Source organism: Mesorhizobium sp. M0590, assembly GCF_040320905.1.
Lineage (GTDB): Bacteria > Pseudomonadota > Alphaproteobacteria > Rhizobiales > Rhizobiaceae > Mesorhizobium.
Genome location: NZ_JAMYQN010000002.1, coordinates 471544 through 493328, shown reverse-complemented (window position 1 = coordinate 493328; position 21785 = coordinate 471544). Strand labels below are relative to the sequence as shown.

24 protein-coding genes are annotated in these 21785 nt (G+C 63.6%); 15 read left to right on the top strand and 9 right to left on the bottom strand.

Going from position 1 to position 21785, the window contains the following annotated elements:
* The first annotated feature begins 63 nt into the window (after positions 1 to 63).
* Entirely contained in the window at positions 64 to 591 is a 528-nt protein-coding gene (locus NKI52_RS06150) for a YciE/YciF ferroxidase family protein (protein WP_352571875.1), read from the top strand.
* A 136-nt stretch (positions 592 to 727) separates the two neighbouring features.
* Here the strand turns inward: NKI52_RS06150 and NKI52_RS06145 are convergent, their stop codons facing one another.
* Positions 728 to 1726 carry an ATP-dependent DNA ligase gene (locus NKI52_RS06145; RefSeq protein WP_352697341.1) on the bottom strand — a complete coding sequence of 333 codons (999 nt, stop codon included), beginning with the start codon at positions 1724 to 1726 and terminating at the stop codon, positions 728 to 730.
* A gap of 30 nt (positions 1727 to 1756) precedes the next feature.
* Positions 1757 to 1924 (bottom strand): hypothetical protein, encoded by a 168-nt coding sequence (locus NKI52_RS06140; RefSeq protein ID WP_023677102.1) that lies wholly within the window; start codon positions 1922 to 1924, stop codon positions 1757 to 1759.
* A gap of 225 nt (positions 1925 to 2149) precedes the next feature.
* On the opposite strand from NKI52_RS06140, the gene NKI52_RS06135 reads away from it, so the two are divergent.
* Both NKI52_RS06135 and NKI52_RS06130 read left to right on the top strand, forming a co-directional pair.
* The gene (locus tag NKI52_RS06135; protein ID WP_352577685.1) at positions 2150 to 2854 is read left to right on the top strand and encodes an MgtC/SapB family protein; all 705 of its coding nucleotides are present in this window, start codon (positions 2150 to 2152) and stop codon (positions 2852 to 2854) included.
* 202 nt (positions 2855 to 3056) lie between these two features.
* On the top strand, positions 3057 to 4319 hold the full coding sequence (locus NKI52_RS06130; RefSeq protein WP_352697339.1) for a DUF763 domain-containing protein: 1263 nt from the start codon (positions 3057 to 3059) through the stop codon (positions 4317 to 4319).
* 10 nt (positions 4320 to 4329) lie between these two features.
* Here NKI52_RS06130 and NKI52_RS06125 read toward each other — a convergent pair whose 3' ends face one another.
* The 6 genes from NKI52_RS06125 to NKI52_RS06100 form a co-directional block, all read right to left on the bottom strand.
* Positions 4330 to 4773 (bottom strand): PPC domain-containing DNA-binding protein, encoded by a 444-nt coding sequence (locus NKI52_RS06125; protein WP_352697337.1) that lies wholly within the window; start codon positions 4771 to 4773, stop codon positions 4330 to 4332.
* A 24-nt stretch (positions 4774 to 4797) separates the two neighbouring features.
* A complete protein-coding gene (locus tag NKI52_RS06120; RefSeq protein ID WP_352457805.1) occupies positions 4798 to 4950 on the bottom strand; it encodes a peptide ABC transporter permease in 153 nt (50 codons plus the stop codon).
* A 201-nt stretch (positions 4951 to 5151) separates the two neighbouring features.
* Positions 5152 to 6867 carry an HAD family hydrolase gene (locus tag NKI52_RS06115; protein WP_023677097.1) on the bottom strand — a complete coding sequence of 572 codons (1716 nt, stop codon included), beginning with the start codon at positions 6865 to 6867 and terminating at the stop codon, positions 5152 to 5154.
* Between the two features lie 4 nt (positions 6868 to 6871).
* Entirely contained in the window at positions 6872 to 7843 is a 972-nt protein-coding gene (locus tag NKI52_RS06110; protein WP_023677096.1) for an SDR family oxidoreductase, read from the bottom strand.
* Positions 7844 to 7905: 62 nt separating this feature from the next.
* Positions 7906 to 9003 (bottom strand): FAD-dependent oxidoreductase, encoded by a 1098-nt coding sequence (locus tag NKI52_RS06105; RefSeq protein ID WP_352588836.1) that lies wholly within the window; start codon positions 9001 to 9003, stop codon positions 7906 to 7908.
* A 9-nt stretch (positions 9004 to 9012) separates the two neighbouring features.
* The gene (locus NKI52_RS06100; protein WP_051406139.1) at positions 9013 to 9288 is read right to left on the bottom strand and encodes a hypothetical protein; all 276 of its coding nucleotides are present in this window, start codon (positions 9286 to 9288) and stop codon (positions 9013 to 9015) included.
* A 327-nt stretch (positions 9289 to 9615) separates the two neighbouring features.
* Here NKI52_RS06100 and NKI52_RS06095 point away from each other — a divergent pair, with 327 nt between their 5' ends.
* The 12 genes from NKI52_RS06095 to NKI52_RS06040 are packed head-to-tail and all read left to right on the top strand — an operon-like array spanning position 9616 to position 21424.
* Positions 9616 to 10206, top strand: coding sequence for a cytochrome c3 family protein (locus NKI52_RS06095; RefSeq protein WP_352697335.1), 591 nt, complete (start codon positions 9616 to 9618; stop codon positions 10204 to 10206).
* Positions 10190 to 13180 carry a TAT-variant-translocated molybdopterin oxidoreductase gene (locus NKI52_RS06090; protein ID WP_352697333.1) on the top strand — a complete coding sequence of 997 codons (2991 nt, stop codon included), beginning with the start codon at positions 10190 to 10192 and terminating at the stop codon, positions 13178 to 13180. Before NKI52_RS06095 ends, NKI52_RS06090 begins: the two co-directional genes overlap by 17 nt.
* Positions 13173 to 14540 (top strand): NrfD/PsrC family molybdoenzyme membrane anchor subunit, encoded by a 1368-nt coding sequence (nrfD, locus tag NKI52_RS06085; protein WP_352697331.1) that lies wholly within the window; start codon positions 13173 to 13175, stop codon positions 14538 to 14540. Before NKI52_RS06090 ends, nrfD begins: the two co-directional genes overlap by 8 nt.
* On the top strand, positions 14537 to 15064 hold the full coding sequence (locus NKI52_RS06080) for a DUF3341 domain-containing protein (RefSeq protein ID WP_023677089.1): 528 nt from the start codon (positions 14537 to 14539) through the stop codon (positions 15062 to 15064). Before nrfD ends, NKI52_RS06080 begins: the two co-directional genes overlap by 4 nt.
* 2 nt (positions 15065 to 15066) lie before the next feature.
* Positions 15067 to 15600 carry a c-type cytochrome gene (locus NKI52_RS06075; protein WP_023677088.1) on the top strand — a complete coding sequence of 178 codons (534 nt, stop codon included), beginning with the start codon at positions 15067 to 15069 and terminating at the stop codon, positions 15598 to 15600.
* A complete protein-coding gene (locus tag NKI52_RS06070) occupies positions 15597 to 16745 on the top strand; it encodes a hypothetical protein (protein WP_352697329.1) in 1149 nt (382 codons plus the stop codon). The genes NKI52_RS06075 and NKI52_RS06070 overlap by 4 nt, the downstream gene beginning before the upstream one ends.
* Positions 16738 to 17190 carry a hypothetical protein gene (locus NKI52_RS06065; protein WP_352577677.1) on the top strand — a complete coding sequence of 151 codons (453 nt, stop codon included), beginning with the start codon at positions 16738 to 16740 and terminating at the stop codon, positions 17188 to 17190. The genes NKI52_RS06070 and NKI52_RS06065 overlap by 8 nt, the downstream gene beginning before the upstream one ends.
* Complete coding sequence (locus NKI52_RS06060) at positions 17187 to 17936, top strand: SCO family protein (RefSeq protein WP_352577676.1); 750 nt, start codon at positions 17187 to 17189, stop codon at positions 17934 to 17936. Before NKI52_RS06065 ends, NKI52_RS06060 begins: the two co-directional genes overlap by 4 nt.
* Positions 17933 to 18904, top strand: a complete 972-nt coding sequence (gene coxB / locus NKI52_RS06055; protein ID WP_352697327.1) for a cytochrome c oxidase subunit II — start codon at positions 17933 to 17935, stop codon at positions 18902 to 18904. Before NKI52_RS06060 ends, coxB begins: the two co-directional genes overlap by 4 nt.
* Positions 18901 to 20538 (top strand): cytochrome c oxidase subunit I, encoded by a 1638-nt coding sequence (ctaD, locus tag NKI52_RS06050; protein ID WP_023677083.1) that lies wholly within the window; start codon positions 18901 to 18903, stop codon positions 20536 to 20538. The genes coxB and ctaD overlap by 4 nt, the downstream gene beginning before the upstream one ends.
* Entirely contained in the window at positions 20535 to 21173 is a 639-nt protein-coding gene (locus tag NKI52_RS06045) for a cytochrome c oxidase subunit 3 (protein ID WP_352577674.1), read from the top strand. The genes ctaD and NKI52_RS06045 overlap by 4 nt, the downstream gene beginning before the upstream one ends.
* Entirely contained in the window at positions 21170 to 21424 is a 255-nt protein-coding gene (locus NKI52_RS06040) for a cytochrome C oxidase subunit IV family protein (protein WP_023677081.1), read from the top strand. The genes NKI52_RS06045 and NKI52_RS06040 overlap by 4 nt, the downstream gene beginning before the upstream one ends.
* Positions 21425 to 21471: 47 nt before the next feature.
* On the opposite strand, the gene NKI52_RS06035 is transcribed toward NKI52_RS06040, so the two are convergent.
* On the bottom strand, positions 21472 to 21759 hold the full coding sequence (locus tag NKI52_RS06035; RefSeq protein ID WP_352577673.1) for a hypothetical protein: 288 nt from the start codon (positions 21757 to 21759) through the stop codon (positions 21472 to 21474).
* Between the last annotated feature and the right edge of the window lie 26 nt (positions 21760 to 21785).

Below are 21785 nucleotides of genomic sequence, written 5' to 3'. Positions count from 1 at the left end.
CCGTCGGAGGGTTATGGGACGCCTCTACTTTGCGAGGCGGCACCAACCATTCGGGAGAGGATCATGGCGACCACGAAAAAGGCCGCGAAGGCGGCAAGCAAGGGCCTTGAGGATCTGTTCCTCGACGGGCTCAAAGACCTCTACTACGCCGAGAAGAAGATACTGAGAGCGCTGCCTAAAATGGCCAAGGGCGCGGAGTCGGAAGAAGTGACCGCCGCCTTCGAGAAACACCGCATGGAAACCGAAGGACATGTCGACCGCCTGGAGGAGGTGTTCGAGAAGTTCGGCAAGCCGGCCCGTGGCAAGACCTGCCCGGCGATTGACGGCATCATCGAAGAGGGCTCGGAAGTGCTCGAGGAGTATAACGGTGCTCCCGCGCTCGACGCCGGGCTTGTCGGCGCGGCGCAGGCCGTCGAACATTACGAGATCGCTCGCTACGGCACTTTGATCGCGTGGGCGGAAGAACTCGGCAAGAGCGACGTTGTCGAGCTGCTCAGGGCAACTCTCAAGGAAGAGGTCGCGACCGACGAAGCGCTTTCCAAGCTCGGCGAAAGCGGTGTCAACGAACGCGCAATGCAAGAAGCCGCTTGATTTCAAAACCGCAACCGAGCCTCGGAAATGGTTGCCAAGGCTCGGTTGGCCGCGGTGAACCGGTGAATTCTGCATTGGTCTGTCATGAACGGTAGAGCGGGCAGCTAGAGCCTTGAAGCGGTGCATCGCTGCGGGCTTACTCGATCTGATCGAACGTGCATTGCCGGGGCTCTTTGTCCGGCCGCCAGCGCAACAGCTTGGTTCCGTGCCGGAACCGGTCGCCTGTCACATGGTCGAAACGAACCTCGACCACCAGTTCAGGCTTTATCGGCTCCCATTGTCCGCTGCGCTCCGTGCTCCAGCGGCTTGGCCCGCCCGGCGCCTTGCCGGTGAAACCCGGTTTGGCCCGCAGTTTTTCCAGCCGCCTGGTCAGCGTCGCGCGGTCGTCCTTGCCGATGGTCGAGGTGAACCCGACATGGTCCAGCCTGCCTTCGTTGTTGTAGAGGCCGAGCAGCAGGGATCCGACTTCGTTGCTGCCGGCGAGATAGCGAAAGCCGCCGACCACACAATCCGCAGTGCGCAGCCGCTTGACCTTGACCATGGCGCGCTCGCCGGGCCGGTATGGCCCGGCGATCAGTTTTGCAACGACACCGTCGGTCGAGCCATGGCCGGAGCCCTGCAGCCAGCGCTCGGCGGCAGCGGCATCGTGCGTGCATTTGGACAGGCGCAGTTCGGGCCGTGCCGCCGACGCGACAAAGGCCTCGATCGCCCGTCTCCTGGCGCTGAGCGGTTGTTCGATGATGACCTTGCCGCCGGGTTCGGCCAGCACATCGAACAGGACAAGCATGGCGGGCGTCTCGAGGCTCAATTTGCGGATCCTGCTTTCGGCGGGATGGAGGCGCATTTGCAGGGCCTCGAATGAAGTCGATCCGTCGACCTCGATGATGATCTCGCCGTCGACCACAAACTGTCGCGACCTCAAATCGCGCAGCACCGCGACCAGTTCGGGAAAATAGCGGCCAAGCGGCTTGCCCGATTTTGCACGCAGATCGACGGCATCGTCGCCCTTGAACACGAGGCAGCGAAACCCGTCCCATTTCGGTTCGTACTGCCAAAGCCCGTCGCCGCCAGGAATTGCGTCGGCGGCTTTGGCTTCCATCGGACGAAGGTCGAGCGGCAACGGAAATGCGGTCATGGCTGGTCCGCGCCGCCGCTGAGGCATTCGCTACCGCCGTCGGCCATTCCCCTGCGCCCCGCTTTCCCGCCTCGGCACCTTGCGGCCGGTTTGGTCGGGTGAAGGCGACCGCGGATCGACCTCGTCGGACCCACCGATCTCCTTGGTGATGCGATAGGCCAGATAAGCGACGGCTCCGGCAAGCAGCAAGCGGACCATGACTGCAAATCCTTCGTTGGCGTGAACCCACCAACCCGCAGGCCGAAGGTTTTGTTCCGCCGCGGCCATCGCCGGGGCGAATCGTCGGCGGCGCAACCAAAATCCAAGCGCATCGTTTGTTGCTTATCGACGAAAAGAATTTGCGATGAAGACGCTCTTGCCCTTGTTCGCTTTGACCCTGGCGCTATTCCTGGCCAGCAGCGCTTGGCCTGACGGGTGACCGCGATGCTCCTCGTTGTTCCGGTCTGGCAGGACATCGCGGCACGACTGCTTCTGACCGCGCTCGCCGGCCTGTTGATAGGCCTCAACCGCGAGGCGCGCGGGCACGCGGCGGGGCTACGCACCACCGTGCTGGTCGGATTGGCCGCCGCCATCACAATGATCCAGGCCAGTATTCTGCTCGAGACCGTTGGCAAGCACCCGGATTCGTTTGCATCGATGGACGTCTTGCGCTTTCCGCTGGGCGTGTTGACCGGCGTCGGCTTTATCGGCGGTGGCGCCATTCTTCGCCGCGGCAATCTTGTCAGCGGCGTCACCACGGCGGCCACATTGTGGGTGATGACGGCGATCGGATTGGCTTTCGGTGGTGGCCAATACGGCTTGGGCGCTGCCGGCACGGCGCTGACGCTGGCCACCTTGCTGGTCCTGAAATGGGTGGACCTTCGAATGTCGCGCGAACACCATGCCCAGTTGGCACTGACGTGGAAGGCCGCGGCTCGACAGGAGATCGATGCGCTCATCGGGCCGCTTGGCTACCAGGCACGCCTCGTCGCAATAGAGAGGCGCCCAGATCTCAAGGACCCTGTGTTCTCGTTCGAGATCAGTTGGAGGCGGCCCGACACTGGCGCACCGCCAATGGATCTGCTGGCATCGGTGGGCGAGCATTGCGAGATTCAAAAGTTTGATCTCCTCAGCGAGCCTGCCCGCTAGAGCGGTTCATCGTTTCACGGAAACGCCGAAACGCTCTATCTCTTTGTTTCTGCGCAATCCCGGACGGAAAACCGTTTCACACTTTTCCTGGAATTGCTCTAGCGGCTCGCAACGATCGCGGCCTGGAATCAGGCCATCGCTTCTTCGCGGCGCTTTCGATACCTATCTGTGGAGGCAGGACTCAAGGAGCAAGCAAAAGAGCGTGGCACAGCGATCGGGAAGTGCTGATCTTCCACTTCACGGCGGACGCGTGCCGAAATGGCTCGGCGACCGCATGACGCGGCTTGGCGCGGTCATGTGCGAGGCGATCATCCACCATTACGGCCGCGATGAGTTGCTGCGCCGGCTGGCGCATCCGTTCTGGTTCCAGTCCTTTGGCGCCGTAATGGGGATGGACTGGCACTCTTCCGGCATCACCACCAGCGTCGTCGGAGCGTTGAAGCGCGGTCTGTCGCCGATTTCCGGCGAACTCGGCATCCACGTTTGCGGCGGCCGCGGCGCGCATTCGCGCAAGACCCCGCACGAGCTTGCCCTGATCGGCGAGCGTGTCGGCCTCGACGGGCAAGGCCTCGCGACTGCCAGCCGGCTTGTCGCCAAGGTGGACAGCGCCGCGGTCCAGGACGGTTTCGATCTCTATCTGCACGGCTTTATCGTCACCGACGACGGCAAGTGGGTGGTGGTGCAGCAGGGCATGAACGGCGACAGCAAGGTGGCGCGCCGCTATCACTGGCTGTCCGAAGGCCTGAAGAGCTTTGTCGACCAGCCGCATGCTGCCATCGAGGGCGCCAACCAGGGCGAGATCGTCAACCTGACCGACCGGCGCGCTGAAGCGTCGCGCCAGGGACAACTGGACCTTCTGCACGACCTTGGACCGGATCGCATCGTGAGGGAGCTTGCCGCTTTGGAGCGGGGTTCGGCGCCAGCGCCGGAGCCGGCACAAAAGCTGCTGCCGCATCTGGTGATGCCGGCGCACCACGATGTGCGCGAAAGCGACGTCGTCATGCGCCGCCTGCACGGCAACATCGCGGCGGCGGCCGAGCGCGGCCCGACAGATTTCGCCGGGCTTCTCCTGGTGCCCAATGTCGGCGCGCGCACGGTGCGGGCGCTGGCGCTGGTCGCCGAAGTCGTGCATGGCGCGCCGTGCCGTTTTTCCGATCCAGGCCGTTTCTCGCTGGCGCATGGCGGTAAGGACAGGCACCCGTTCCCCGTGCCGCTGAAGGTCTATGACGAGACGATCGGCGTGCTGAAGTCGGCTGTCCAGAAGGCCAGGCTCGGCCGTGACGAAGAGATCGGCGCGTTGCGGCGGCTGGACGACCAGTCGAGGCAGGTCGAGCGCTATGTCACCGGCCCAAGCCTGAAGGAAATCGTCGCCGGGGAGTTCGAGCAATCGCATCTGCTCGGCGGCCGCAGCGTCTTCGGTTGGGAGGTCGTACCCGAAACGGCCGCAGTCAAATCAACGAAGTGATCGGCTCGGATCAAGCCTCCAAGTCGATCAGGGCGACGCCGAGTTCGGGACGGTGCCTGCGGCGCAGATGGCCAGGCGTCTCCACCAATGTGACCTCGAGCGTCGGCCGCACGATGCCGTCCAGCAGATGACCGCCCCTCGTGGTGCCGTCACTCAATCCAAGGACTGCGTGGACGTGCAGGCTGGGCTTGCCGTCGTCGCCGATAGCAACATCGCCGATCGCGCTCAGCACTTCGCACTGTTCCCGGACGGGGATTTTCCGGTAGGTCCTTTCTCCAGGGTCGAACCAGCCGACGGTTGCGCTTTCGAAAGTGCCGAGCGCGGTCAGCGACGCGCCGCCGACGCCACGGTCGACTGCAAATGACGTCAGCTGCGCAAACGCCTCTTCGCCGGGATCAAGCACAACGACGAACGTTCTCTGTCCGGCGCTTTCGGCAACAAGCTGTGATTTCATGATTTCGCTCCAGCCGTCAGGAATTCAAATCCACCACACCAGCAATGCCAGCAAGACGAGACCCACTAGGCCGGCGATGAAAATGATCCGGCGCGCCCGCGTCCGCAGGATGATCTCGCCCTGCCGCGCCTGTTCCGCTGAAAAGACAGGACCATCCTTGTCCCGGTCGTTGCTCATCCATCGTCTCCTTTCGAGCAATTATTCAGCATTGAATAGATCTGGCGCCCGATAGAACACAATTTCGTTTGGCGGATGAGGTTCCACGATGGACCATCGACGGTTGGAACTGACTGGGACTCGGCCGTCTGCCGAGGTGGGACGGAGATCGACCACGAGGTGAACCCAGCCGGCTTGGGACCGGCTGGGCGCCGTTTGCATCTATTCCTTCGGCGCGGTCGCGGGCGCGGTATAGCGGCGGCGCACCGCGTCCAGGACGTGCTTGCGGCTCTCCTGCGCCGAAAGTGTGCCGTCTTTCTCCGCTTCGGCGGTTTCGCGCGCCAGTTCCTTGTCCCTGATCTGGTGGCGAAACCATTCGGAATAGTCGCCGGCGCGCAAATGATGTTCCCAGGTCCTGTCGTCGATGCCCTCGGCGATCTGGGCGAAAATCATCAGATTATGGGCGCGGAGGTTCATCGCATTGTCGGGGCCGCGGAAATAGAAGCTGCCCTTCTCGTCCAGCTGGCCCTCGGCATATTTGCGGCTGTGCCGCTTGAGCGACTGTCGCGGTTCGATCGGCTCGACCATGGCAGGTTTCTTGCGCGCCTGCGGCCGCCAGAACAGCACGCGCTCGTCTTTTGGAGAGTTCAGGTCCTTGTCCTTTGGCGGTTCGGTGCCGGTCTCGTGACAGAACGTCTTGATGACCTTTTTCGCCTTGGGGCCGAGTGCGATGACGGCGGTGACCAGCCGCAATGCCTCGGTTGAGATCGCGTCCGGATGAACCGTGATCAGGATCGTGCCCGGCAATTCCATGGCCAGCACCATTGGCGTGTCGTCGCGCCGCTTCGGCAAGAGGTGATGCGCCTCGTCGATGATCAGCCAGTGTGGTCGTGCCGTGCGGAAGCGAACACCGCCAAGGCCCGGCAGCAGGTCGGCAAAGAAGTCCGGCCGCTCGTTAACGCGCAGCGCCAGGCCATTGACGACCAGATTGTTGTCCGGCTTCTCCAGGAGATCGAGCAACTGCGTCTTCGTCGGCGCGTTCGAGCCGTCGCCCAGCCGGACGGCGCCTTCGAGACCGTCATAGTCGCCTTCCGGATCGAAGATGCAGAACTGGAACTTTCTCTCGACGAAGCGCTCCGTCAGTGCAGTCGCCAGGGTCGATTTGCCGATGCCGGAGCTGCCGGCGATCAGCACCGTATCGGTTGGCGACAGATACACCTCCTTGCCATCCTCCGAGCCAAGCAGAATGCCGTCGCGGTTCGGCACAAGCTCGCGATCGCGCTCGACCACCTTGGCGATCAGTTCCTCGACGCCTTTTCCGCGCGCGCCGCGTGTCACGAGATCCGCCGTATCCTTGACTGCCGGCAGTGCGTTGTCGACGGCCACGCTGAAGCCGCAGGCGCGCAGGAAGGCGTGGTCGTTTTCGGCGTCGCCGACACCGACGACGTTGTGCGGCGACAATCTGAGGTCCTGAAGCGCGGCTGTCAGCCCGGTCGCCTTGTTGATGCCGCTGGGCAGGATCATCACCGCGCCCTTGTTGAAGATGATTTCCAGCTCCAGCCCCAATTTCTTGATGACCTCGAGCGCGGTAGCCTGATGCGGTTCCCAGGTTGCGACGATCGAGCGTCCGACCGAAAGCGGTTTGACACCGCGTTTCCTGAGTTTGGCGATGAACTCGGGGGCGGGCGGCGGGGATATCGTCCGCTCCTCCTCGCTGGCCGGCGTGTAGATCAGCGCCCCGTTTTCCGCGACCACCTTGTCGAAGATCGCGACTTCGGGAAAGACGCGTTTCAGGTCGGGCAGCTCGCGCCCGGTGACGAGAATGAGTTTGCGGCCGCTCTTCTTGAAGCGTTCAAGCGCCGCAAGCGTCTTCTCGGCAACGACCCCTTCATGCGCCAGCGTGCCGTCATAGTCAGTGGCCAGGGCAATGAAATACATGCCGTCAGTAGCCGCCCACGATCGGCAATATCTCGCCGGTGATGTAGCTCGAGCAGTGTGGCGAGGCGAGGAACACGTAGGCCGGCGCGATCTCCTCCGGCTGGGCCGGCCGTTTCATCGGCGTATCGGCGCCAAATTTCGAAACATCGCCGGCTTCCTTGTCCGAGGGGTTGAGCGGCGTCCAAACCGGGCCTGGCGCCACGGCGTTGACCCTTATGCCCTTGTCGACAAGGTTGCCTGAGAGCGCGCGGGTGAAGGCATGAATGCCGCCCTTGGTCATGGAGTAATCGACCAGTTGCTTCGAGCCCTCGATGCCGGTCACTGAACCGGTATTGATGATCGCCGAACCGGGTTTCATGTGCGGCACGGCCTCCTGCGCCATGTGGAAATAGCCGTAGAGGTTGGTCTTCAGCGTCGTGTCGAAATGCTCCTCGGTCAGCTCGCTGAAATCGCTGGAGTGGATCTGGAAAGCGGCGTTGTTGACCAGCACGTCGATCCGCCCAAACTCCTGCACGATCTCAGCCACCGCGTTGTGGCAGTGGTTGCGTTCGCTGACGTCGGCCTTGATCAGGATGCAGCGCCGGCCTTCCGCTTCGACGGCCCTTTTGGTATCTTTGGCGTCCCTATCCTCCGAGAGATAGACGATCGCCACATCGGCGCCTTCACGCGCATAGAGCACGGCCACCGCACGGCCGATGCCTGAATCGCCGCCGGTAATGACGGCCACTTTGCCGTCGAGCTTTTTCGATCCGATATAAAATGGCGCATCGTAAAGCGGCGCCGGCTCGATCGCCCATTCATGGCCCGGCTTCGGCTGGTGCTGCTCGGGGAAGGGCGGCTCCGGATATTTGCGGGCGCCGGCCTGCATGGCGCCTTTTTGCTTGCCATTGGATTTGGACTTGTCCTTCTCGTCGATACGGCGCTGGATATGCCGCTGCTTGGCGGCCTCGCCGGCGATTTCCGATTTTATCTGCATGGTCATCTCCCTGGCTTGAAACCCAACAACGCATGTCCAGCGAAAAGGTTGATGCGACCACGTCATTCCTTGAGCCCGGCGACACGCTCCAGCAGCGGCCGTTGCAGCAGCGGCAGATGGCCGACGACGCTGAAGGCCGCGTTCCTGACGCCTTGCATGATGCCGTTGTCCGATTGGGCCAGCGAGAGGATGCGCTCGCTGAGCGTGATCCACCGTTGCCCCACCGGGTGGCGTTCGCTTGTGTAGCCGGCAAGCGTGCCGTCGACGAAACGCCTGGCGAATGACGCGGCGTCCTCGATGCCGAGATTCATGCCGCGCGCGCCCAACGGCGAATTCACATGCGCGGCATCGCCTCCCAGGAAGACGCATGCGGTTTGATAACGCGGCGCCTGTCGTACCGGAATATGGAAGCGGTCGGTCCCCAACAACCGCGTGATCCGGTAATTGCCGGGGATGCGGGCCAGCGCATCCTCGGTGTTGGAGACCGCGCGATGGCGCTTCTCGCCGATCGGGATGATGAAACCGACGTCGCCGTTCCTGTGAAGAAATGCGTGGGCGGCCATCGGCTCATAGGGCCAATCGTCGATGTCGGCGTCGGCAATGCTCCATTGCCGCCGATGCGTGTAGCCATCGAAGCCGATGCTCATGGCATCACGCACCGTGCTTTGCGCACCGTCGGCTCCGAAGATAAGGTCGAAACTTGCCTCGTCACGGCCGTCTGGCGCCTCGATCCGCACCTCGGCCCGACCTTTGTGCTCGGCCATGCCGACAAATGTGCTTCGCCATTCGACGTCGATGCCAAATCCCTTGAGCGTATCGGTCATCAGCGATTCGGTGTCGCGCTGCGGCAGCGACAGCAGAAAATTATGGCGGTGCGGCAGGATCGAGAAATCGATCTCGCCGAGCGCTCGTCCTTCGAAGTAGAAACGGGCTCGGCGAATTTTCAATCCTTCGGCGAGCAATCGGGCAGCGACTTTGGACGGTTCAAGGATGTCGAGGCTGTGCGAACTGATGCCGACCGCCTTGGCGAGCGGCGTCGGGCCTTCCTTGCGGTCGATGATGCGAGGTGCAATGCCGCGCCTTGCCAGTTCGACTGCCGCCGTCAGCCCGGTCGGGCCGGCGCCGACGATCAGGATGGAAGCGTCCCGCGAAGCCGTCATCGTCTGGCGTCAGCTTTTAGGCAATGCGTAGGCAATGACGTCGGCAATGACGTCGTCGCCGATCCTGGTCTCCATGAAATGGTGTCCGCCGGGTGCAAGTGTCGCCAGCCAGGTCAGGACATAAAGCCATACACCGGCGGCATTGCCGGCAAGCAGCAGGCTGCCGGCGGCCAGCAGGGCGATCCCGGCGGGCAGATAGTACCAGGATCCGCCCAGCGCGATCAGCCAGGCACCGCCCCCTCCGATCGGCAGGCCGAGGATCGTCAGCAGCGCGCCGACGAACATCGTCCACCAGAAGGCAACGCCGGACCGGCGGCGAATGGGATGGGGTGGGGGATGGTCATGATGCTTATCCGGGTGAAACAGAACGTGACCTCATCCGAACGTATGGAGGGTTCGATGGTTTCCGGTCACCCCGACCTGATGGGCCAGGGCGGGGTAACCATTCTGTGATCTCCGCTGCTCCAGCCGGAACTTACCCACGCAGCCTTAGTTAGGCACTTTGGGGGGTGAATACGGTTTGCTGGATGCGAAATCGGCGAGGGGATGCCGCAGGTCTTTTCAAGGAGTGCCAACGGCATTTCACGCTTCGCTCTGTGGGGCGCGTGTTTCATGGCGATCTTTGCGGCTCTCGGCGGTACCGCCGTCTTGCGTTCGGACTTCGTCACCGGCGTTGGCCGGCCGTTGGCGCAACCAGTGCCGTTCAGCCACAGGCACCATGTCGGCGAGCTCGGCCTCGATTGCCGTTATTGCCATAGCGGCGCCGAGACTTCGTCATCGGCGGGTCTGCCGGCGACCGAGGTGTGCATGACCTGCCATTCGCAGCTGTTCACCAACGTGGACATGCTGGCGCCGATACGGGCAAGCCTTGCTTCCGGGCAGCCATTGCAGTGGCAGCGGGTGAACAGTGTCCCCGACTTCGTCTATTTCAATCATTCGATCCATATCGCTAAAGGCGTCGCCTGCGAGACGTGCCATGGCGAGGTCGACGACATGCCGCTGATGCGGCGGGCGCACGCACTATCGATGGAATGGTGCCTGGCATGCCATCGCGATCCCGAGCCTAATTTGCGTCCGCCGGAGGACGTGTTCCTGATGCACTGGAAGCCACCGGCCGGCATCGCCGAAATCCGCCGGTCACTCATCAGCCTTCTCGATATCCACCCCGAGACCATGACCGACTGTTATGTCTGCCACCGCTGACAAACCGATCGCGGCTCCAGACATGGCCGGCCTGCGCGAACGGCTTTCGCCCGGCCCGGAGCTGTGGCGAAGCCTCGACGAGCTCGCCGATACGCCGGAATTCCGCCGCTTCGTCGATGCCGAATTTCCCTCGATCGCCGAGCGCCGCATCCCGCGGCTCGACCGGCGCACGCTGCTGAAGCTGATGGGTGCATCGCTGACGCTGGCCGGGCTTGCCGCCTGCAGCCGGGCCGAAGACATCCTGCCTTATATCCGCCAGCCGGAAAACATCGTTCCCGGCAAGCCGCTTTATTACGCGACCACGCTTTCGAGCGATGGCTACGGTATCGGTGCGGTGGTCGAAAGCCATGAGGGCCGGCCGACCAAGGTGGAAGGCAATCCCGACCATCCGGCCTCGCGCGGTGCGACGGACGCCATCATGCAGGCGGCGGTGCTGTCGCTTTTCGACCCCGATCGCTCGCGCATGCCGCTGAAACACGGCGAACCGGCGGCCTATGGCGACTTCCTTGCCGACATGGCCGAGCTCACCTCGCGGCTGGCCGGCTCAGGCGGTGCCGGCGCGGCGCTGCTGATCGAGGCGACGACCTCGCCCACCATGAAGGCGCAGCTCGAGGCGCTGCGCGCGCGCTACCCCAGGCTGAGGCTGTTCCAGCACGATCCCCTGGCAACGCCGTCCGGCGCCGAAGCCACGCAGACCCTTTTCGGCAGGGCGCTTGCACCGGTCTACCGGTTCGATCGCGCCGACGCGATTGTCAGTCTCGACGCGGATTTCCTGGGCGAGGGCCCCGGCCGTCTCGCTTACGCCCGTGACTTTGCCGCGCGGCGTCGCGTGCGCCGGGCGGACGATACGATGAGCCGGGTCTATGCGGTGGAATCGACGCCGACGATCACCGGCGCTGCCGCCGATCACCGCAGGCCGGTGCGGCCGAGCGAGGTCGAAGCCGTCGCCGCGGCGCTGAGCGCGGTGCTTGGCGGCGAAGCGGCGCCAAGCGCCTTGGCACTGGACCCGGCCTGGCTGGCTGCCACTGCGGACGATCTGAAGGCGGCCGGCCGCTCGGCGCTGATCGTGCCGGGCGTCCATCAAACACCGTTCGTCCATGCCGCGGCTCTTGCCATGAATGCGCGGCTTGGTGCGCTTGGCAACACCGTGGAACTGATCGAGCCGCCCGACGCGATGCCCATCGAGGGCGACCTCGCTGCACTTTGCCAGGCGATCGCCGCGCGAGATATCGACACCGTTGTCATACTCGGCGCCAATCCTCTCCACACCGCACCTGCGGGGTTCGATGTCCGCGACGTGTTTTCGCAGCTGAAGCTTCTTGTCCACTGGGGTCTCTACCGCGACGAAACCGCCTTCGCCGCACACTGGCATGTCCCTGCTGCGCATGATCTCGAAAGCTGGAGTGACCTGCGCGCCCATGACGGAACCGCGTCGATCGTGCAGCCGCTGATCAGGCCGCTTTACCAGGGGCGGGCGGTGCATGAAATCCTGGCCGTGCTTGGCGGTGAATTCGCTGTTTCTGCGCTGCCGCTCGTCCGCCGGACATGGGCACAAACGACTTGGGCGCAAGCACTGGACGATCCCGCGTGGCGAAAGGCGCTTCGCGACGGCTTTGTATCCGGAAGTGCCAGCACTCCAGTCGATGTTGCGATGCCGGCGGATTTGCGCGGCCTGAACCCGCGCGTCGAAGCGGCCAAAGGCGTCGAAATCCGTTTCGTCGCCGATCCCTGGCTGCGCGACGGACGCAATGCCAACTCGTCCTGGCTGCAGGAATTGCCGCGGCCACTGAGCAAGATCGTCTGGGGCAATGCAGCGCTGATATCGCCAGCGACGGCGGGGCGGCTTCAGGTGGAAAACGCCCGGGTCGTCAATATCGCCTCGAACGGCACGGACATCGATGCGCCGGTCTGGATCATGCCTGGCCATCCCGACGAGACCGTGACACTTGCTCTGGGCTTCGACCGGAAGCTCGGTTCGGTGGCAGCACTCGCCGACGGCCACGACGCGTACAGGCTGCGAAGCCTCGAGGCTCCCTGGATCGTCTATGGCGCCACGGTCGCGCCGCGGGACGGCAGTGCGCGGGTCATCACCACGCAACACCATCAGGCGATGGAGGGCAGGGCGATCGTTCGCCATGCCTCGCTCGAGGCCTTCCGCAAAAATCCACACTTCGTGCGCGACGGCGCCCCGCCCGCGCCAACCGGATCGCTCTATCCCGACTGGCAATACAGCCAGGAAGCCTGGGGCATGTCGATCGACCAGTCGGCATGCATCGGCTGCATGGCTTGCGTTTCTGCCTGCCAGGCGGAAAACAACATCGCCACCGTCGGGCCGGACGAGTCGGCACTCGGCCATGAGATGCATTGGCTGCGGATCGACCGCTACTACTCCGGCCCGCTCGACGATCCCGACGTCTTTTTCCAGCCGGTGCCTTGCATGCATTGCGAGAAGGCGCCGTGCGAGGTCGTCTGTCCGGTCAACGCCACCACCCACACCCATGACGGGCTGAACGCGCAGGTCTACAACCGCTGCATCGGCACGCGCTACTGCTCGCAGAACTGCCCCTACAAGGTGCGGCGCTTCAACTTCCTGGACTTCCAGGAATTCGACAAGGATGCGGCCGGACCGGAACAGGCCGCGCACAATCCAGACGTCAGCGTCCGTTCGCGCGGTGTGATGGAAAAATGCACCTACTGCGTCCAGCGCATTTCCGAAAAACGCATCAAGGCGCAGATCGAAAACCGCCACATCGCCGACGGCGAAGTGGTGACCGCCTGTCAGCAGGCCTGCCCGACACAGGCGATCGTTTTCGGGGACCTCAACAGCAAGGGCGCCGCTGTCGTGCAGGAAAAAGCAGCGCCGCAACACTACGCCTTGCTCGAGGACCTCAACACGCGACCCCGCACCACCTATCTCGGCAAGATCAGGAATATCAACGGCCGTCTCTCGCCAGGCGGGAAAGCCGATGGCTGAGGCTATTGCTGGAAAACCGGGCGCACTGCCCGTTCTGCGCGGCCGGCACGACCTTCCGGAGATCAGCGGCCGTATCAGTGCGATCGTCCTCAACGGCAGGCTGCCGCGCTATTTCTGGACCGCGTTTTTCGCCTGCTTCGTCTTCGTCCTCATCTTTCTCTATTCGATTACCTATCTGATCTCGGTCGGCGTTGGCGCCTATGGCGTCAACATTCCGGTTGTCTGGGGCACGATGATTGGCAATTTCGTCTGGTGGATTGGCATCGGCCATGCCGGCACGCTGATCTCGGCGGTGCTTCTGCTTCTGCGCCAACCATGGCGCGCCTCGATCAACCGCTTTGCCGAGGCGATGACGCTGTTTGCCGTGGCAATGGCGGGGCTTTTCCCGATCCTGCATCTCGGCCGCCCGTGGTTCTTCTACTGGCTGCTGCCGCTACCCAACACGCATATGCATTGGCCGCAATGGCGCAGCCCACTGGTCTGGGATTTCGCGGCGATCGCCACCTATGCCAGCGTTTCGCTGATGTTCTGGTATATGGGCCTGCTGCCCGATCTCGCCGTCCTGCGCGACCGGGCGAAATCGCGCCCGGCGCAGCTGTTCTACGGGATACTGGCGCTCGGCTGGCGCGGTTCGGCCTTTCATTGGGCGCGCTACCAGACGGTCTATTTCCTGATGGCGGCACTGGCCACGCCGCTGGTCGTCTCGGTGCATTCGATCGTCTCGCTCGACTTCACCTTCGCCATCACGCCGGGCTTCCATTCGACTATCTTTCCTCCCTATTTCGTTGCCGGCGCGCTGCTGTCCGGCTTCGCCATGGTGCTTACCATCGCCATCCCGCTGCGCTGGGCGTTTTCGGTCCAGGATCTGATCACGCTGCGGCACATGGACAATGCCGCCAAGCTGATGATCGCCGCCGGCATGATCGTCATCTACGGCTATGCCTCCGAGGCTTTCTTCGCCTGGTATTCGGGCGAAACCTATGAGCGCACGATGATGTGGCAGCGCGCCTTCGGACCCTATGCGCCGCTGTTCTGGACCATGCTCGCCTGCAACGGCGCTGTTTTGCAATTGCTCTGGTTCCGGCGGGTGCGCCTCAACATGCCAGTGCTGTTCGCCATTGCCCTGATCATCAATGTCGGCATGTGGATCGAGCGCTACGTCATCGTCGTCACCGGGCCAAGCCGCGATTACCTGCCGTCGTCCTGGGGCGAACAATCACTGAGATGGCTCGACTTCGGCATCCTGTTCGGCTCGATCGGCACCTTCTTCGCATTGGTCTTCCTGTTCATCCGCGTCCTGCCGGCCATCACCATTTTCGAGGTCGAGGAGCTGGCCGGGGAGAGGGGCGGCGCAAGATGAGCCTTTACGGCGTCATTGCGGCTTTCGCCGATCCCGAAGCGCTGACCGAGGCGGTCCGCACCATGCGGGCGCGCGGCTACCGGCGCATGGACGCGTTCTCGCCGTTCCATGTGCATGGGCTGGCCGACATGCTCGGCATGCGCAAGACGCGCTTGCCATGGACCATCCTTGGCGGCGCCATCGTCGGCGCGGTGTTTGTCTATGGCCTGATCCTCTATTCGGTCGAGATCGATTTTCCGCTCAATGTCGGCGGCCGGCCGCTGCATTCCTGGCCGGCCTTTCTCGTCATCGCCTTCGAGGCCGCGATACTTGGCGCTGCGCTGGCCGCATTCTTCGGCATGCTGGCCGCCAATCGCCTGCCCGAATATTACCACCCGGTCTTCAACGCCACGAGCTTCACCTATGCGCGCGGCGGCAAGTTCTATCTGCTCGTCGAGGCCGCCGATCCGAAGTTCCGCAAGGGCGTGACCAAGGGCCAGCTGACACGGCTCGGCGCCGAAACCGTCGAGGAGGTGGAGGCGTGAACATGCGCACGATCCTGCTGTCGGCAGCCTTGCTGGTCGCCGGCTGCCGGCAGGACATGGAGGACCAGCCGCGCTACGATCCGCTCGAAAGCAGCAACCAGTTCGCCGACGGCATGTCGGCGCGGGCGCCGGTCGAGGACACGGTCGCACGCGATGCCGATCTTTCGCCGGTACCCGACACTTTTCCCTATCCGGTCACGATGATGCTGCTGCGGCGAGGCCAGCAACGCTTCGACATCTTCTGTTCGCCTTGCCACGGCCGCGCCGGCGACGGCCACGGCATGATCGTCGAGCGGGGCTTTCCGGCGCCGCCGACCTATCACCAGCACGCGTTGCGCAAGGCGAGCGACAGGCATTTCTACGACGTCATCAGCAACGGCTATGGCGCCATGTATTCCTACGCGGCGCGTGTCCCGCCTGCCGACCGCTGGGCGATCGTCGCCTATATCCGCGCCCTGCAATATTCGCGCGATGCACCAATTGCCGAGCTGCCGGAAAGCCTCCGTGCCGAGCTCAATGCGGAGCCGGATCGATGATGCGGGCGATGATGCGGCTTGCCACCGAACGTTTGATTTTGCCGGCGCTTGCCGTGGCCGCCGTCGGACTTGTGCTTTGCGCCACGGGATTGGCCTTCGACTTCAGAGCCATGTTGGCCGGCTGGCTGCCTGCGGCGCTCTTCCTGCTCGGCCTGCCGCTCGGCGCGCTGACCATCCTGATGGTGCATGGGCTGACCGGCGGCCGCTGGGGCGAGGCAATCCGCCAGCCGCTGCGCGCTCTCGTCGCGACGCTGCCGCTGGCGCTGCTTCTGCTGCTGCCGGTTCTGCTCAGGCTCGACCTGGTCTTTCCCTGGGCGAGTGCCGACGCGGCTGCATTGCCCGAGACGGTGCGCCAGAAATTCTCTTATCTGAACGTTCCGTTCTTTTTGCTGCGCTTTGCCGCCTGCGCCGCGATCTGGCTGGTGCTGGCGTGGCGCGTGCTTGACTGGACAACGACCGATAGCGGTCGTGGCAGCGCCGGCCGCGGCAAGGCCTATGCCGCTGGATTGATTGCGCATGGGCTGGCTGTGACGATTTTTGCCATCGACTGGATGCTCTCGCTGGAGCCGGAGTTCTCCTCGACCATCTATGCGTTGCTGGAAGCGTCGGCCGAAGTCGTCGGCGCTTACGCCCTGGCGATGACGGTACTGTGTGTTAACCGCTCGATCGAGGTCATGGCGGGCGGCGAGGAGGATGTCGCGCTCAGCGAGGATTTGGCCAACATGCTGTTCGGCTTCGTGCTGCTGTGGACCTACCTGTCGTTCATGCAATGGCTGGTGACCTGGGGCGGCGACCTGCCAAACGAGATCCGTTGGTACCTCATCCGCAGCAGCAATGGCTGGCAGTATCTGCTCTGGCTGCTGATTGCGCTGCAATTCGCGGTCCCCTTTGCCGGGCTGCTCAGCCGGGATCTGAAGCGCAGCCATGCCGGCCTGCTGTCGATCTGCGGCATCGTGCTGGCTGGCCACTACGTCGATGTCCTTTGGCGGATCAGACCGCCGTTGGCGGACGGCAATGTGATCGCATTCTGGTACGATCTTGCCGCGCTGGCAGGAGCTGGCGGCCTCTGGCTTGCGCTGCTGCTTTTCGTGCTTGGCCGGCCGGACCGGATCGCCCTCTGGTGCCGGAGGCCGGTCCATGGCTAGGGCAGCCCGCCATCCCGAAACGCGCGACGTCTGGCCGGGCGCGCTGCTTGCCTTCGCGGCCGGCCTGCTGCTGCTCCTGGCCGCAACAGTCATCGTCCTCGGGCTCGTCTTCGACACCAGGCCGTTCGGGCCGCTGCCGGGGCCATCATCGGTCGGCAACCGGGCCAGTCCAGCCTTGCAGCGCTTTCCAGAAGACGACCTCGCTGCCTTCCGCAAGGCGGAGGAGCAGGAGCTGAACAAGGTCGGCTGGGTCGACCGCACCGCCGGCATTGCCCGCATTCCGATCGAGGACGCCATGTGGGCGATCGTCAGCCATGGTTTGCCGAACTGGGGGCAGCCGGCGCCGGCCGCCGGCGCCGACTGCCGATTGGTCGAGGCCGAGATACCACGCGCGCCACAGGCCGCTCGCTGCCGGACCGCGCCAGCCCAGGGAGGCCGGCCGTGAAGGCCTGGCTAACCGCTTTTTCCCTTCTCGCGGCACTGCCGGCCATGGCCTTCGCACGCCCGGCCTTCGATCCCGAGATCGGCGCGCAGCTCAGCCTCAACCGGGTGTTTCGCGATGCGTCCGGCGAGCAGCGCACGATCGGCCAAATGCTTGCCGGCCGGCCGGCGCTGCTGATTTTCGGCTACGACAAATGCCCGAACCTTTGTGGTGTGACCCAACAGGCGGTCGCCTCGGATTTGAAAAAGACCTCGCTCGACCCCGACACCTATCGCGCTTTGTTCGTCTCGATCGATGCCGCCGACACGCCCGAAGATGCGGGCGATGCGCAAGCCACGGTCGCCGCGGCGGCCGACGCGAGGAACCTGTCGGCGTGGCGGTTCCTGACCAGTGCCGACGGCGCCGGCGGCGCCCTTGCCGCGGAAGCCGGCATCAGTTTCGACACCCGCGCCCGGATCGACCAATTCGCCCATCCGATCGCGGTCATCGCGCTGACGCCAAAAGGCCGGATAGCGCAGGTGCTGCCGGCGCTGAGCTTCACGCCGCGCGATCTTGAGCTTGCCCTTGTCGAGGCATCTTCCGGCAGGCTCGGCTCGATCGCCGATCATGTCTTCCTGCTCTGCGCCGGCTTCGATGCGTCCAAGGGGCGATATACGCCGGCGATCTGGGCTGCGTTGAAGCTCGCCAGCATCGTGATGGTGGTGGGGTTGGCGACGGCCATACTGCTGGCGCGCGGGAGGCGGGCGTGAGCTTCGGCATCCGGTTTTTCCCGCAGGAAGCCTCGTCCATCGCAGGCAGCGTCGATGCCTTGTTCTACACATTGCTGGCTTTCGCAGTCGCGCTCGGCCTGTTCCTGACCGTTCTCGTTGTCGGCTACGCCGTCAAATATCGTATCGGCTCCGCAGCCGACCGTACAGGGGCGCGTGCCCGCAGCCTGCCGCTGGAGATGGCGTGGACCATTGCCAGCCTGGTGATGGCCTTCATCTTCTTCGGCTGGGGCGCAGTCCTTTTTGTCCGGCGCGACCGTCCGCCACCGGACGCCGTCGAGATCGCCGGCCTCGGCAAGCAATGGATGTGGGAATTCCGCCATCCCGGCGGCCAGCGCGAGATCAACGAGCTGCACGTGCCGGTCGGCAAGGCGGTGGTGGTGTCGCTGGCATCACAGGACGTCATCCACTCCTTCTACGTGCCAGCCTTTCGGGTCAAGCAGGATGCCGTTCCCGGACGCACGGCCAATGTCTGGTTCATCGCCACGCAGCCGGGGCGTTATCACCTGTTCTGCGCCGAATATTGCGGCACGCAGCATTCCGAGATGGGCGGCTGGGTGACGGTGGTGGCGCCGGAGCAATATGCATCATGGCTCGGCAGTCAAGGTGAAGGCGAAAGCCTTGCCACGAGCGGCGGGAAACTGTTCCGCGCGCTCGGCTGCTCCGGCTGTCACGGCAATTCCAGCAAAGTGCGGGCGCCCGGCCTCGATGGGGTTTTCCGCCAGCCGGTGGCGTTGGCCAACCGGCAGACGGTCATCGCCGACGAACGCTATCTGCGCGATTCGATCCTTGTCCCGAACAAGGAAATCGCCGCCGGCTACCAGCCGGTGATGCCGAGCTTCGACGGTCTCGTTGACGAAGCCGAACTGCAGATGCTGATGGCCTATCTCAAATCCCTATCGCTCCAATCTCCCTCGTTCCCGGCGGCAAAAAACGAGGCGCCGCAATGAGCAGCGATTTGGCGTCGGCAAGCTATCTCGCAGAAGGTGCCGGGCCGCGCTCCTGGCTGCTGACAACAGACCACAAACGGGTGGCGTGGCTCTATTTCGTCTCGCTGACGGCCTTCTTCTTCCTCGGCGGAACCTTTGCCGTGCTGATGCGCATCGAGCTTGCGACGCCGGCCGGCGACCTGGTCTCCGACGATGTCTACAACCGGCTGTTTTCGCTGCACGGCATCATCATGGTGTGGTTCTTCCTGGTGCCGTCGATCCCGGCAACGCTCGGCAATTTCCTGCTGCCGCTGATGATCGGCGCGCGCGACCTCGCCTTTCCCCGGCTCAACCTGGCAAGCTGGTACGTCTTCATGTTCGGCAGCCTGTTCGCGCTCGCCTCGGTGGTTTTGGGCGGCGTCGACACCGGCTGGACCTTCTACACGCCGCTGTCGACGCTCTATGCCAACGGGTTTGTCTCGACCGCGGCATTCGGCGTTTTCATCGTCGGCTTTTCGACGATCATGACCGGCATCAATTTCATCGTCACCGTCCACACCTTGCGAGCGCCTGGCCTCACCTGGTTCCGGCTGCCGATCTTCGTCTGGACGCTGTACGCCACCAGCCTGGTGATGGTGCTGGCGACGCCGGTGCTTGCAGCATCGCTGATCCTCATCGTGCTGGAGCGCGTTTTCGGCATCGGCATCTTCAATCCCGACCTCGGCGGCGATCCGCTGCTGTTCCAGCATCTGTTCTGGTTCTACTCGCACCCCGCCGTCTACATCATGATCCTGCCAGGCATGGGAGTGGTCTCGGAAGTGCTGCCTTGCTTTAGCCGCCGGCCGCTGTTCGGCTACAAGGCCGTCGCCCTGGCTTCGATGGCGATCGCCGTCTTCGGCTTTCTCGTCTGGGGCCACCACATGTTCGTCAGCGGGCAGTCGGCCTATGCCGGCGTGGTGTTTTCGTTCCTGTCCTTCTGCGTCGCGATCCCATCGGCGATAAAGGTCTTCAACTGGAGCCTGACGCTGCGCAAGGGCGAAATCAGCTTCGAGACGCCGATGCTTTATGCGCTGTTCTTCCTGGCATTGTTCACCTTCGGCGGGCTGGCCGGCCTTTTCCTTGCCGCGCTCGCCATCGACGTCCACGTTCACGACACCTATTTCGTCGTCGCCCATTTCCACTACATCATGGTAGGCGGCATGGTGACCGCCTACATGGCAGGGCTGCATTTCTGGTGGCCGAAACTCACCGGCCGAATGTATTCGGAGGTTTGGGGCCGTATAGCCGCGGCTGTGACCTTCATCGGCTTCAACCTGACCTTTTTTCCGCAATATGTGCTCGGCTTTCTGGGCATGCCGCGGCGCTACCATACCTATCCGCCGGAATTCGCTTTCTGGCACATCCTGTCGTCGGCTGGCGCCGTGGTGCTGGCGATTGGCTATCTGATGCCGCTCCTCTACTTGGCATGGTCGCTGTTTCGAGGCGCGCAGGCGCCGGCCAATCCGTGGCGAGCGACCGGGTTGGAATGGCAAACAAGCTCGCCGCCGCCAGCGCATAATTTCGATCGCATGCCGACCGTCACCAGACCAGCCTACGACTATCCGATGAAAGGCCTGACCGAGAAACGGTCGGACCCGGTGGAGGATCTGGTTTGAAGTCACCAACGACAAGCATCGCCTTCGACCGGCCGGCTCGCGAAACGGCAGCCGACAGCTTCGCCATGTGGGTGTTCATCGGCTCCGAGGTGATGCTGTTCGGCGCCATCCTGCTCGTCTTCATGTTTGCCCGGTTGAGTTATGGCGACGCCTTCGCCGGCGCGGCGAAGCATCTGTCGCTGCCGTTGGGCACGGCCAACACCGTCGTCCTGATCACCAGCAGTTTCGCTATGGCGCTCGCCCATATGTACACGGCCGCGCGGCGATGGCGCGCCGCTGGCTGGGCATTGGCTGCGACGGCGCTGCTCGGCGTCGTCTTCCTGGCGATCAAGGCGACGGAGTACGCCAGGGAATTCAGCGAAGGGCTGGCGCCGGTGCTCGGCGCACCTTTCATCTATAAGGGCCCGGATACTGTTCATGCCGAATTCTTCTTCGGCCTCTATTTCGCGATGACGTCACTGCACGCCTTGCATCTGATTTGCGGCGTAATCGTCATCGGCGGCATCCTCGCGCTGTGGCCACGCACGATCGAGGCCAGCCGGTTCCGGCGCGTGCAGGCAATCGGCCTCTATTGGCATTTCGTCGATATCGTCTGGGTCTTCCTGTTCCCCGTCCTCTATCTGATCAACAGATGAGCGAGTTCCGCAAACTCACGCTTGCTTATATAGGGCTTTTAGCCTTGCTGGCCCTGACCGTCGGCTCGTCCTTCCTCGCGCTCGGCGGCTTCAATTCGGCACTCAATCTGGTGATCGCCGCGGCCAAGACCGCCGTCATCGCCATCCTGTTCATGCATCTGGCCAGCGACGGCGTCCTGCCGCGTCTTGCGGTCGCTGCTGCCGGGTTTTGGCTGATGATCCTGTTCGGGCTGACGCTGATCGGACAATAGGCCGAAGCGGCGCACCTCGTGATGCCTTGCCTGCGCTCGGACCGGCCTTACAGGGCCGGCATTTGCTCGGCCGCCGACGTAGAAATCTTTTGGCCATGGCCGTTGAGTTGCCTGGCCTCGTCCTCGGCTGCGTCTTCGAGCTTGGCGACGAGCAGATCCTTGAGGTCGCCAACCTCTTCCTCGATGTCTTCGATGGGTACGCCGGCGTCGGCCGCCTCTTCCTTGCATTCCCTGGCGAGGATTTCCGCCTCCCTTTCAAGCTTGATCGGAGGCGGCGGCACATGAACGTTTTCGTGGATCCAGTCCTGCAAGAATTCTATCGCACTGTCGCTCATGGCGCTCACCTATAGCGGCAACCCTG